The 12,919-nt window shown below is 61.4% G+C and carries 9 protein-coding genes and 1 pseudogene; all 10 read right to left on the reverse strand.

Features of this window, described 5'->3' with window-relative positions:
• Positions 1-40 precede the first annotated feature (40 nt).
• Positions 41-1,602: pseudogene (locus tag CSV86_RS28510) on the reverse strand (SpoVR family protein).
• Positions 1,599-2,870 (reverse strand): YeaH/YhbH family protein, encoded by a 1,272-nt coding sequence (locus CSV86_RS28515; RefSeq protein ID WP_009404249.1) that lies wholly within the window; start codon positions 2,868-2,870, stop codon positions 1,599-1,601. Before CSV86_RS28515 ends, CSV86_RS28510 begins: the two are co-directional and overlap by 4 nt.
• Before the next feature lie 141 nt (positions 2,871-3,011).
• A complete protein-coding gene (locus CSV86_RS28520) occupies positions 3,012-4,934 on the reverse strand; it encodes a PrkA family serine protein kinase (RefSeq protein WP_009404250.1) in 1,923 nt (640 codons plus the stop codon).
• A gap of 282 nt (positions 4,935-5,216) precedes the next feature.
• Complete coding sequence (gene glpE / locus CSV86_RS28525; protein ID WP_009404251.1) at positions 5,217-5,546, reverse strand: thiosulfate sulfurtransferase GlpE; 330 nt, start codon at positions 5,544-5,546, stop codon at positions 5,217-5,219.
• Between the two features lie 32 nt (positions 5,547-5,578).
• Positions 5,579-6,442, reverse strand: a complete 864-nt coding sequence (locus tag CSV86_RS28530) for a symmetrical bis(5'-nucleosyl)-tetraphosphatase (RefSeq protein WP_009404252.1) — start codon at positions 6,440-6,442, stop codon at positions 5,579-5,581.
• On the reverse strand, positions 6,442-6,822 hold the full coding sequence (gene apaG, locus CSV86_RS28535) for a Co2+/Mg2+ efflux facilitator ApaG/CorD (protein WP_009404253.1): 381 nt from the start codon (positions 6,820-6,822) through the stop codon (positions 6,442-6,444). The genes CSV86_RS28530 and apaG overlap by 1 nt, the downstream gene beginning before the upstream one ends.
• A gap of 103 nt (positions 6,823-6,925) precedes the next feature.
• On the reverse strand, positions 6,926-7,732 hold the full coding sequence (gene rsmA / locus CSV86_RS28540) for a 16S rRNA (adenine(1518)-N(6)/adenine(1519)-N(6))-dimethyltransferase RsmA (protein WP_009404254.1): 807 nt from the start codon (positions 7,730-7,732) through the stop codon (positions 6,926-6,928).
• Positions 7,729-8,718, reverse strand: a complete 990-nt coding sequence (gene pdxA / locus CSV86_RS28545) for a 4-hydroxythreonine-4-phosphate dehydrogenase PdxA (protein ID WP_009404255.1) — start codon at positions 8,716-8,718, stop codon at positions 7,729-7,731. The genes rsmA and pdxA overlap by 4 nt, the downstream gene beginning before the upstream one ends.
• Positions 8,715-10,031 (reverse strand): peptidylprolyl isomerase SurA, encoded by a 1,317-nt coding sequence (gene surA / locus CSV86_RS28550; protein WP_009404256.1) that lies wholly within the window; start codon positions 10,029-10,031, stop codon positions 8,715-8,717. Before surA ends, pdxA begins: the two co-directional genes overlap by 4 nt.
• Positions 10,012-12,834, reverse strand: a complete 2,823-nt coding sequence (locus CSV86_RS28555) for an LPS-assembly protein LptD (protein ID WP_009404257.1) — start codon at positions 12,832-12,834, stop codon at positions 10,012-10,014. Before CSV86_RS28555 ends, surA begins: the two co-directional genes overlap by 20 nt.
• Positions 12,835-12,919 lie beyond the last annotated feature (85 nt).

Raw genomic sequence — 12,919 nt, forward strand, 5'->3', positions numbered from 1 at the left:
CCACAGGATAACCCGTGTGGCCTCTCGGAGGCGTTTGGCGTTACAGGTGCACCACGGCGAGATCGAGGCGACCGTGGTCGCCGTCGCCGTGTTCACCCTTTGGGGGGACGTGGTGGGTTTTCATGATTTGGTCGCCCTGCAGGGTTTCCAGATGGATATCGAACCCCACAGGCGATGCAGATGCTTGAGTACTTCTTCAGTGGAGTCGCCGAGCGGCTTGCGGTCATGTTGCTGGTGGCGAAGGGTCAGGGACCGGTCGCCGCGGCGGTCGATGCTCCAGATCTGCACGTTGGGCTCGCGGTTGCCAAGGTTGTACTGGGCGGCGAGGGTTTCACGAATGACGCGGTAGCCGCTTTCGTCATGGATGGCCGGTACCAGCAGGTCGTCGCGTTGGTCGTCGTCCATGATGCTGAACAGCTTGAGGTCGCGAATCACCTTGGGCGAGAGGTACTGCAGGATGAAGCTTTCATCCTTGAAGCTGCTCATGGCGAACTTGATCGCCGACAGCCAGTCGCTTCCGGCGATCTCCGGGAACCAGCGGCGGTCCTCCTCGGTGGGGTTCTCGCACATGCGGCGGATGTCGGTATACATGGCGAAGCCCAGGGCATAAGGGTTGATGCCGCTGTAGTAGGGACTGTCGAAGCCTGGCTGGAACACCACGCTGGTATGGGACTGAAGGAATTCCAGCATGAAGCCGTCGGTGACCAGGCCTTCGTCGTACAGATCGTTCATCAGGGTGTAATGCCAGAAGGTGGCCCAGCCTTCGTTCATGACCTGGGTCTGGCGCTGTGGATAGAAGTACTGGGCGATCTTGCGCACTATGCGCACGATCTCGCGTTGCCACGGCTCCAGTAGCGGCGCGTGCTTTTCGATGAAGTAGAGGATGTTCTCCTGCGGCTCGGCGGGAAAGCGTGCAGTGTCCTTTTCGCTGACCTTGTCCGCGCTTTTCGGAATGGTGCGCCATAGGTCGTTGATCTGTTTCTGCATGTGTTCTTCACGGTCCTTCTGCCGCCGCCGCTCCTCTTCGGCGGAGATGGGGTAGGGCCGTTTGTAACGGTCGACGCCGTAGTTCATCAGGGCGTGGCAGGAGTCCAGCAGATCCTCGACCGCATCGATGCCGTGACGCTCCTCGCACTGGGTGATGTACTGCTTGGCGAACACCAGGTAATCGATGATCGAGCTGGCATCGGTCCAGGTGCGGAACAGGTAATTGCCCTTGAAGAAGCTGTTGTGCCCGTAGCAGGCATGGGCGACCACCAGCGCCTGCATGCAGATGGTGTTTTCCTCCATCAGGTAGGCGATGCACGGATCGGAATTGATCACGATCTCGTAGGCCAGGCCCATCTGGCCTCGGCTGTAGGATTTTTCTGTGCTGAGGAAGTGCTTGCCGTAGGACCAGTGGTGGTAGCCCAGCGGCATGCCTACCGATGCATAGGCGTCCATCATCTGCTCGGCAGTGATCACTTCGATCTGGTTGGGGTAGGTATCCAGGGCGTAGCGCTCGGCCAGGCGGCTGATCTCTCGGTCATAGGCCTGGATGAGCTCGAACGTCCACTCGGACCCGGTGGAAAGCGGTTGGCGTTTCTGCTCTCTGGCGGTCATGTCACTAACCTGCGCTGGAAGAGTTCACGGAAGACCGGATAGATATCACCGGCCGACACCAGCTGCTGCTGGGCGAACGTATCAGGGAAGGCTTCGCCGATGCGTTCGTATTCGAACCACAGTGCCTGATGTTCCCGGGGGGTGATCTCGACGTAAGTGTAGTACTGGACGAACGGCATAATCTGCTTGCTGAGAATCTCCCGGCAGATCGGCGAGTCGTCGTTCCAGTTGTCGCCGTCCGAGGCCTGGGCGGCGTAGATGTTCCATTCGTTGGCGGGATAGCGCTCGGCCATGATCTCCTGCATCAGCTTCAGGGCACTGGAGACGATGGTGCCGCCGGTTTCCCGGGAGTAGAAGAATTCTTCTTCGTCAACTTCGCGGGCGCTGGTGTGGTGGCGGATGAAGACCACTTCGATACGGTCGTAGTTGCGCTTCAGGAACAGGTACAGAAGGATGAAGAAGCGCTTGGCGATGTCCTTGGTAGCCTGGGTCATGGAACCGGAGACGTCCATGAGGCAGAACATCACCGCCTTGGAACTGGGGTTGGGGTGCTTGACCAGCAGGTTGTACTTCAAGTCGAAGGTATCGAGGAACGGAATGCGGTTGATCCGGGCGATGAGGCGTTCGATCTCCGCTTCGATTTCCTGGATATCACCGAAGTTGTCCGGTTCTTCCCGTTTCAGGCGCGCAAGCTCTTCCCGGGCTTCACGCAGCCGGGCCCGACTGCTGCCGGACAGGGCGATGCGCCGCGCATGAGCCGAGCGCAGGGTGCGGATGATATTGATGCGTGACGGATTGCCCTCGTTGCTGATGCCGGCCCTCACGGTCTTGAAGGTGTCGGTACCGGTCAGGTGGCGCTTGACCAGGTTGGGCAGTTCCAAGTCCTCGAACATGAATTCGAGGAATTCCTCCTGGGTGATCTGGAAGACGAACTCGTCCATGCCTTCGCCGGAGTTGCCCGCCTTGCCACGACCACCGCCGCCTCCGCCGCCCTGCGGCCGAGGGATGTGTTCGCCAGCGGTGAACTCCTTGTTGCCCGGGTGGACGACAGTCTGCTTGCCGCCACGGCCATGGTGCAGCACCGGTTCGTCGATATCGCGGCCAGGGATGCTGATCTGCTCGCCATGCTCCATGTCGGTGATGGATCGGCGGCTCACGGCCTCCTCGACGGCTTTCTTGATGTGATCACGGTAACGCCTCAGGAAGCGCTGGCGGTTGACCGTGCTCTTGTTCTTGCCATTCAGGCGTCGGTCGATGACGTAGCTCATAGGCCCTCCGGTAGCTGGGGTACAGCTGCAAGCTTCAAGCTACTAGCTGCAAGTAAAAGCATCCGCCACGGACCCGTGCCGTGCGGTGTGCAGGAGCACACCGCGAATGGCTCAAGGCTTGTGGCTTATGGCTTGCCGCTTTTACTGGGACTTTCTGACCCGCAGGTACCATTCCGACAGCAGGCGAACCTGTTTGTCGGTGTAGCCGCGTTCCACCATGCGCGTGACGAAGTCGTTGTGTTTCTGCTGGTCCTCCTTGCTCGCCTTGGCGTTGAAGCTGATGACCGGCAGCAGGTCCTCGGTGTTGGAAAACATTTTCTTCTCGATCACCACCCGCAGCTTTTCGTAGCTCAGCCAGGTCGGGTTCTTGCCGTTGTTGTTGGCACGGGCACGCAGGACGAAGTTGACGATCTCGTTGCGGAAATCCTTCGGATTGCTGATGCCGGCCGGCTTCTCGATCTTTTCCAGCTCTTCGTTGAGGGCGATGCGGTTGAGGATTTCGCCGGTTTCCGGGTCGCGGTATTCCTGGTCCTGGATCCAGAAGTCTGCATAGAGCACGTAGCGGTCGAAGATGTTCTGACCGTACTCGCTGTACGACTCCAGGTAGGCGGTCTGGATTTCCTTGCCGATGAACTCGATGTAGCGCGGGGCCAGGTATTCCTTGAGGTAGCGCAGATAGCGTTCGCGGACCTCGGCCGGGAATTGTTCCTGCTCGATCTGCTGTTCCAGCACATAGAGCAGGTGGACCGGGTTGGCCGCCACTTCATGCGGGTCGAAGTTGAAGACCTTGGACAGGATCTTGAAGGCGAAGCGGGTCGACAGGCCGTTCATGCCCTCGTCTACACCGGCGGCGTCGCGGTATTCCTGGATCGACTTGGCCTTGGGATCGGTGTCCTTGAGGTTCTCGCCGTCATACACGCGCATCTTCGAGTAGATGTTGGAGTTTTCCGGCTCCTTGAGGCGCGAGAGCACGGTGAACTGGGCCAGCATCTTCAAGGTGTCGGGTGCGCAATGGGCCTTGGCCAGGGAGCTGTTGAACAGGAGCTTGTCGTAGATCTTGATCTCGTCGCTGACCCGCAGGCAGTACGGCACCTTGACGATGTAGATCCGGTCGATGAACGCCTCGTTGTTCTTGTTGTTGCGGAAGCTGTGCCACTCCGATTCGTTGGAGTGGGCCAGCAGGATACCGGAGTAGGGGATCGCGCCCAGGCCTTCGGTACTGTTGTAGTTGCCTTCCTGGGTGGCGGTAAGCAACGGGTGCAGGACCTTGATCGGGGCCTTGAACATCTCGACGAATTCCATCAGGCCCTGGTTGGCCCGGCACAGTGCGCCCGAGTAGCTGTAGGCGTCGGCGTCGTTCTGCGGGAATTCCTCCAGCTTGCGGATATCCACCTTGCCCACCAGGGCCGAGATGTCCTGGTTGTTCTCGTCGCCCGGCTCGGTCTTGGCCACGGCAATCTGGTTGAGGATCGAAGGGTAGAGCTTGACCACCTTGAACTGGCTGATATCACCGCCGAATTCGGCCAGGCGCTTGGTCGCCCAGGGGGACATGATGGTGTTGAGATAGCGCCGCGGGATGCCGAAGTCTTCCTCGAGAATGGCACCGTCCTCGGCGGCATTGAACAGCCCCAGGGGCGACTCGAACACCGGCGAGCCCTTGATGGCGTAGAAGGGCACCTTTTCCATCAGTTGCTTCAGTTTTTCCGCCAGGGACGATTTACCGCCGCCGACCGGGCCGAGCAGATAGAGGATCTGTTTCTTCTCTTCCAGGCCTTGGGCGGCATGGCGGAAGTACGAGACGATCTGGTCGATGCACTCTTCCATGCCATGGAAGTCGGCAAAGGCCGGATACCGGCGAATCACCTTGTTGGAGAAGATTCGCGACAGCCTGGAGTTGTTGGAGGTGTCGACCAGTTCCGGCTCGCCGATGGCCATGAGCAGGCGCTCGGCCGCGGAAGCGTAGGCGCTGCGGTCGGTCTTGCAGAGCTCCAGGTACTCCTGTAGCGAGAGCTCCTCCTGGCGGGTGGACTCGAAGCGTTGTTGGAAGTGGCTAAAAATACTCATGACGTCACCTCGCTCGATACGTGAGGCCGACGCCGGATCAGTCAGCTGATGCTGGCATGCAATCGCGATGAACGATTGCTGTATACCCCCCAGAACACCCTGAAATCGCTACCGATGACCCGCACGCCGGTGTACCGGCTCTCCCCTTTTTTGGATGGCCTGGGCTTAAGGATAGTTGGTTCTCGGGGAGGTCAAGGGCGGATGGCGGATAAGTTCGCCATGACCGTTCGTCCGGTCAGGCGCGAGCCCGCACAGGACGCGGGCTGCGGGGGCGGAAAAAAATTATTCCGGGTTTCCCTGGCTGGTTTCCGACGGAAAGGTGCCGCGCCACAGTTCAAAGCCGCCATCGAGGCTGTAGACATCGGAAAAGCCCTGGCTGGCCAGGTAAGCCGCTGCGCTTTGGCTGGAGTTGCCGTGGTAGCAGACCACCACGGTCGGTGCGTCGAGGTCGGCGCCGCGGATGAAGTCGGCCACCGAGTGGTTGTCCAGGTGACGGGAGCCGGTGATGTGGCCGTTCGCATAGGTTTGCGGGTCGCGAATATCGACCACGACCGCACCTTGCTCGCGCAGTGCCTGGGCCTGTTCGGGAGGGATGCGTTTGAATTCGCTCATTGGGCGGTTTCCTTCAACGGTGACGGGCCATTCTAGCTGTTTGCCGGCGGTGGGGAAGGGCGGGTGGCAAGGACCTTTTCCTTTTGCTCGCATTCGCAACGGTGCATTTCCCCGCTGTCGACGTTCATCAGGGTCATGGCTCCTCCCCAGACGCAGCCGGTATCGAGGGCATACACGCCGGGAGCATCACAGCGTCCTTCGAGGGCCGCCCAGTGTCCGAAGATGATCTTCACGTGCCGCGAACGCCGCTCCTTGTGCGCGAACCATGGCTTGTAGCCAGGCGGCGCGGTGTCGGCGCCTTCCTTGCCCTTGAGGTCGAGCTTGCCCTCGGCGGTGCAGAAGCGCATGCGCGTGAAGTAGTTGGTGATTACCCGCAGGCGCGTGACACCGGTAAGGTCCTTGTTCCACTTGGCCGGGTCGTTGCCGTACATGCCATCGAGGTATTGCTTGATGCGCAGGTCGTCGCGCAGCACCTCCTCGACTTCCGCAGCCAGCCCTAGTGCTTTGCCCAGGGTCCATTGTGGCGGAATACCGGCATGCACCAGCACTGTGCCCCGCGGCTCGTCGAAGTGCAGCAGCTTTTGCCGGCGCAGCCAGTCAAGCAGTTGCGGCGCGTCCGGTGCCTCGATGATCTCGCGCAGCGTGTCGCTTTTCTTCAGGCGTTCGATGTTGTGCCAGACCGCTAGCAGGTGCAGGTCATGATTGCCCAGCACGCAAACCAGCGAGTCGCGCATGGCGTAAAGAAAGCGCAGGGTTTCCAGGGACTGCGGGCCACGGTTGACCAGGTCGCCCACCAGCCACAGGCGGTCGACGGCCGGATTGAAGTTGACCCCTTCCAACAGGCACTTGAGCGGTTCAAGGCAACCCTGGAGGTCACCGACGGCATAGGTGGCCATCAGTGCAGGGCTCCGGGTACGGCCAGACGGAACGGCGCAATGGTGGCTTCGAAGCGTTTGCCGTCGCGCGCGAACATCTGGTAACTGCCCTGCATGAAGCCGACCTTGCCGGAAATGACGGTGCCGCTGCTATAGGTATGGCTTTGACCCGGGGCGATCAGCGGTTGTTCACCGACGACACCATCACCGCGCACCTCTTCTTCCTGGCCGTCACTGTGGGTGATCAGCCAGCGGCGGGACATCAACTTGGCGGCCACGCTGCCGTTGTTGGTCACGGTGATGGTGTAGGCAAAGGCATAACGGTCTTGTTCCGGTTGCGACTGCTCGGGGAGGAAACGGGTGACGACGCTGACGTCGACCTGGTACAGGGGATCGGACATGCGGAAGAGCCTTCAAGACGAACGAATGCGGCCATGGAAGGTCAGTCTAGGCCATGGGTGGGGCCCCCGGCCAGCCTTGTGGCCAGGCTGGCCGGGGTTCGCATCACCTGTTGGCTGACTGTTCAGCCAGCTTGTCCGCGAGGCGGACGAAGGCAGCCAGGTCGAGCTGCTCGGGCCGCAGGCTGCCATCGACGCCGGCGGCTTCGATGGCCTGGCTGTCGAGCAGGGCCTTAAGGGTGTTGCGCAGGGTCTTGCGACGCTGGTTGAACGCTTCGCGGACGATGCGCTCGAGCAGGCGATGGTCCTTGGCCGGGAACGGCAAGGTCTCATGGGGGACCAGGCGCACGATGGCGGAATCCACCTTCGGCGGCGGATTGAAGGCTCCGGGGCCGACATTGAACAGGTGCTCCACGCGGCAGTGGTACTGCACCATGATCGACAGGCGTCCCCAGTCACCGCCACCAGGACCCGCCGCCAGACGCTCGACCACTTCCTTCTGCAGCATGAAGTGCATGTCGCGGATCAGCTCGGCGTTATCCAGCAGGTGGAAAATCAGCGGCGTGGAGATGTTGTAGGGCAGGTTGCCCACTACCCGCAGCGAACGCGGCGCGGCACCCAGGGTGGTGAAGTCGAACTTCAGCGCATCGCCCTGGTGCAGGCGGAAGTTGTCGCGGCTGGCGAACTGCTGGTTGAGGATCGGGACGAGGTCCTTGTCCAGCTCGACCACGTCCAGTTGCGCGCCGCTGCCCAGTACGCCTTCGGTGAGGGCGCCCTGGCCCGGGCCGATCTCGAGGATGTGCTCGCCGGCCTTGGCATTGATGGCGCGCAGGATGCGGTCGATCACGCCTGCGTCGTGCAGGAAATTCTGGCCGAAGCGCTTGCGCGCCCGGTGTTGGTATTGCTCGGTCATAGTCGGGTCTCGGCCATCTGGTAGGCGGTTTCCAGGGCGACCTGAAGGCTGCCGGTGTCGACCTTGCCGGTGCCGGCCAGGTCCAGGGCAGTGCCGTGATCCACGGAGGTGCGGATGATCGGCAAACCGAGGGTGACATTGAGCGCCGCGCCAAAGCCCTTGAACTTGAGCACGGGCAGGCCCTGGTCGTGGTACATCGCCAGCACTGCGTCGCAGTGCGCCAGATATTTGGGGGTAAACAATGTGTCGGCGGGCAGCGGACCGCGCAGGTCCATGCCTTCGAGGCGCAGGCGCTCCAGCGTCGGCTCGATGATGTCGATTTCCTCGCGTCCCAGATGCCCACCCTCACCGGCGTGCGGGTTAAGGCCGCAGACCAGGATCCTTGGCTGGGCGATACCGAATTTCTGCTGCAGGTCGGCATGCAGGATCCGCATGACCCGTTCCAGGCGCTCGACGGTGATGGCGTCGGCCACGTCGCGCAGGGGCAGGTGGGTGGTGACCAGGGCCACACGCAAACCGCGGGTGGCGAGCATCATCACCACCTGGGCGGTATGGGTCAGTTCGGCGAGAAATTCGGTGTGCCCGGAAAACGGGATTCCGCTCTCGTTGATCACGCCCTTGTGCACCGGTGCGGTGATCATGCCGGCGAAGTGCCTGTCCAGGCAGCCTTGACCGGCGCGGGTCAGGGTTTCCAGGACGAAGGCGGCATTGGCCTTGTCCAGCTTGCCGGCCACTGCCGGCCTGGCCAGCGGTGTATCCCAGACGTACAAGCTGCCGGCCTTGGCCGGCGCATCGGGGAAGGCATCGGGACTGACCGGCAGCAGGTCGACGGCCACGCCCAGTTGCGTGGCCCGCTCGGCGAGCAGGTCACGGCTGGTGATGGCGATCAGGGGATGTGGCTGGGCTTGCGAGGCGAGCAGCAGGCACAGGTCGGGACCTATGCCTGCGGGTTCGCCGGGGGTGAGGGCGAAGCGCTGCGGTTTCACTGGGCTGCCTGTTCGGCGCCAGGAAGCTTGATTTCAACGTAGGCTTCGTCGCGGATCTGACGCAGCCAGCTTTGCAGCTCTTCGTCGTACTTGCGATTGCGCAGTACGGTCATTGCCTGTTGCTCGCGGGCCTGGGCGGTGCTGTCGGTGGCGCGACGGCCAAGGACTTCCAGGACGTGCCAGCCGTATTGGGTCTGGAATGGCTTGGACACCTGGCCCTGCGGCGAGCTGGCCATGACTTCGCGGAATTCCGGAACCAGGTTGTTCGGGTCGACCCAGTTGAGGTCGCCGCCGTTGAGTGCCGAACCCGGGTCTTCCGAGAAGCTCTTCGCCAGTTCGGCGAAGTCTTCGCCTGCCTGGATGCGGTCGTACAGGCGCTGCGCGAGGATCTTGGTCTCGGCTTCGCTGCGGATCTCGCTTGGCTTGATCAGGATATGGCGAACATGCACTTCGTCACGCAGTTGGGTCTGGCCACCGCGTTTCTCTTGCAACTTGAGGATGATGAAACCGCCCGGGGTGCGAACCGGCTCGGTGACGTCGCCCACGGCCATGGTGCTGAGCATGCGATCGAACGGAGGTGGCAGCTGGGCTGCCTTGCGCCAGCCCATCTCGCCGCCTTCCAGCGCAGTTTCGCTGGCGGAACGGGCGATGGCCAACTGGGCGAAATCGGCGCCTTGCTTGAGCTGCTGGTAGATCTCGCCAGCCTGGCGGGCTGCCGCCTGAATAGCGGTGGAGCTGGCGCTTTCCGGGGTCGGGATCAGGATGTTGGCGAGGCGGTATTCTTCCGACAGCTGCATCTTGCCCAGGTCAGAGGCGAGGAAGTTCTTCACTTCCTGTTCGGAGACCTGGATGCGCTCGGCGACACGACGCTGGCGCACGCGGCTGATGATCATCTCGCGACGGACCTGCTCGCGAGCGTCGTTGAACGACAGGCCATCATGGGCCAGGGCAGCGCGGAACTGCTCCAGGCTCATGTTGTTGCGCTGGGCGATGGTGCCGATGGCCTGGTTCAGTTCTTCGTCGGTGATGCGGATGCCGGAGCGTTCGCCGATCTGCAGTTGCAGGTTCTCGACGATCAGGCGCTCCAATACCTGCTGATCCAGCACGCTGGCGGGCGGAACGGCGCCGCCACGCTTGGCGATGGTCTGCTGCACCTCGTGGACGCGCTGGTCCAGCTGGCTTTGCATGACCACGTCGTTGTCGACGATGGCGACGATCTTGTCCAGGGTCTGCACCGCCGCATGGGCGGTGCTGCTCAACATCAGAGCGCCCAGCATCAGCGGGCGCAGACAATCAATAAGCTTGGTCTTCACGTGCACGGTAACCTTGAATGCCTTTATCGAGGAAGCTCTCGACCTTATTGCCCACCACGCCACCGAGGCCTTTCAGCACGATCTGCAGGAAGACGCCGTGGTCGCCTTTTTCATTTTCCGGAGCAGCCTGGCTGTATTCGTCGTAATCAACCCAATAGCGGTTGACTAGGCGCAGCTTCCAGCAGCAGTTGTCATATTCGAAACCGCCCATCGCTTCGAGGGTACGGTTGCGGTTGTAGTCGTGCTGCCAGCGGGCAATAGCGGTCCATTGTGGGACGATCGGCCACATGATCGAGAAGTCATGTTGCTGAATCTTGTAATAGTCCTTCACATAGCCCGGCTGGCCCGGCGTGCCATAGTCGCCACCACCTACGGACCACTTGCCGGTGACATTGTCGTAACGAACCATATCGTTACGATACCGATAACCGAGGTTGACGATCTTGTTGACGTTGTCCTCAGGCTGGAAGTGGAACATCGCGCTGCCCGACCGGGTGCTGCGGCTGTCTGGGTCCCAGTTGAAGTCGGAATTGAAGCGCCAGTCGCGGTTGAAGCGGTACTCGTACTCCAGCGCGTAAGGCGAAACATCGGCCTGAGCGTCGTCGCGCTCTTTCCAGTCGATGCCTGGCAACTGAACCTTGCGGTCCTTGAAGTAAAGGGCCTGACCGATGCTGAAGCGCTGGCGTTCGAAGCCGTTTTCCTCGATCCAACGGTTGGTCACGCCCAGCGAAAGCTTGTTCTCATCGCCGATGCGGTCGCCGCCGACGAAGCGGTTATCGCGGAACAGTGAGGCATAGTTGAACGAGGTCTCGGCTGAGTCGAAGATCGGGATGTCCGCCTGATCCTTGTACGGTACATAGAGGTAGTACAAGCGTGGTTCGAGGGTCTGGCGGTAGTTCTTGCCGAACCACTGGGTATCGCGATCAAAGTACAGGCCGCTGTCGATGCTTAGAACAGGGATGTTGCGGTTCTGGCTACTGTTGTAGTCGCCGTTGACCCTTAACTGCTCGGCGGTGTAGCTGGCGATGTCGCTTTTGCCCTTGCCGTCCAGATCAAGATCGTACTGGGTGGTAACGTACTTGAGTGATGGGGTAAGGAAGCCGTAAGTGTTGGATAGCGGCAGGCTAATCTTCGGGGCAGCGTTTAAGCGGGTACCGTTTGCCCGGGCAATCCCGAGAACGTTGTCGTCAAGGCGTCGTCCGCCAGTGGCTGGGTCCGGCACGCCGTCCTTGTCCAGCACTACACCGTTTTGCAGATCCCGCTCGAACCGGACCGCGTCGGCTTCATAGCTGAACTCGAGGCCGCCCGGATGGAAAGGGAGCATGCCAGTAATCATCAGTTGTGGCAGCCTGTCATACGGCGTGATGTTGGAAATCGAAGCCATTTCATAGGCGTGGACGGCCAACTGCGCGGTATAGCTGTCGCCCCGGTAGGTCGCAGCTGCGCGCTGATTGAGATAATCGCGGTTTTCGACGCCGATCTGGTCGGTTTCGAGGTCCTGGAAATAGAACGGATCACTGATGTCGGTGTAGTCGACTTCAGTCATCAGGCGCGAATCAAGGCCGCCTTTGTGCTGCCAGTTGACCATCCAGCGCTGGTCCTTGTAGTCGGTTTGCTTCTTGCGATCATCGTCCTCGTCGTTCAACCAGGCACCACCGAACTGCCCCTCGCTGCTCGGCGTCAGGTAACGGAACTCACCCTCCATCAACAGGCCGCGCTTGGCCATGTAGCGTGGATAGAGCGTGGCGTCGTAGTTCGGCGCAAGGTTGAAGTAGTACGGCGTGACCAGCATGAAGCCGGTGTCGCTGCTGGTGCTGAACGACGGCGGCAGGAAGCCGGACTGGCGACGGTCGTCGATCGGGAAGTAGATATAGGGTGTGTAGAGCACCGGAATATCCTTGACCCGCAGGGTGACGTTGGTCGCGGTACCGAAACCGGTGGCCGGGTTCAGGGTGATGTTGTTGCCCTTGAGCTGCCAGGCGTTGCTGTTCGGCTCACAGGTGGTGTAGGTGCCATCCTTCAGGCGGATGATGGCGTTCTCGGAACGCTTGGCGTACAGCGCGTTACCGCGGATGTGCGACTTGTGCATCACGTATTCGGCGTTGTCGACCTGGGCTTCGCCGGTGTCCAGCTGGATCTCGGCGCGATCGCCGACTACCAGCGAGCCGTTGTCGCGGATCTTCACGTTGCCGACCAGTTCACCGCGGTTCTCGGCCTGGTACAGGTTGGCCTCGTCAGCCTCGGCCTGCATGCTGCCCTGGCGCATGACCACGTCACCGGCGAGGGTGGCGATCTGCTGTTCCTGCTGGTAGCGGGACACCTTGGCACCGAGGAAGGTCGGCGACTCATCCTTCGGCGTGCTGTCGTTCATGCCCGGGCGAACCGGCTCGATGTAGGCGCCGGAGCAATACGGGCCGGTCTCGGCGAGCTGGGCCGGGGTCAGCTTCTCGCGAGGCACCCAGTCCAGGTGGCTGTAGTCGGCGCTGCGGGATTTCAGACCGCGGCCCTTGGATTCGGTGACCAGGACGGGTTTCGGACCACGGTCCTCGACGGCCGTGCCATCGCTGGACTGTTCCGGCGTGGCATTGGCCGAACTGACCGCGGCACCGTCATGGATCGGGCGAGGCGGCAACTGGGTGGCGCTGGTCTTGGGCTTGCAGTCCCATCCGCCGGAAGCGGAAACCTGGCAGTCGAACTGCTCGGCAGCGACTACATAGGAGGTCGCCAGAGGTTGCAATGCCAGCAGACCGCCGGTGACCAGCAACGGGAATTTTTTACGAAACGCGGGGGATTTCAATGCCATCTTATTAGTCCGGGCTTCCTGCGTGCCATCTGCCCGCGTGTGGGGCCGCACGCCTCTCGATGGTCTGAAAAAGATGCTGGATGAT

Source organism: Pseudomonas bharatica CSV86 (assembly GCF_000319305.2).
Classification (GTDB): domain Bacteria; phylum Pseudomonadota; class Gammaproteobacteria; order Pseudomonadales; family Pseudomonadaceae; genus Aquipseudomonas; species Aquipseudomonas bharatica.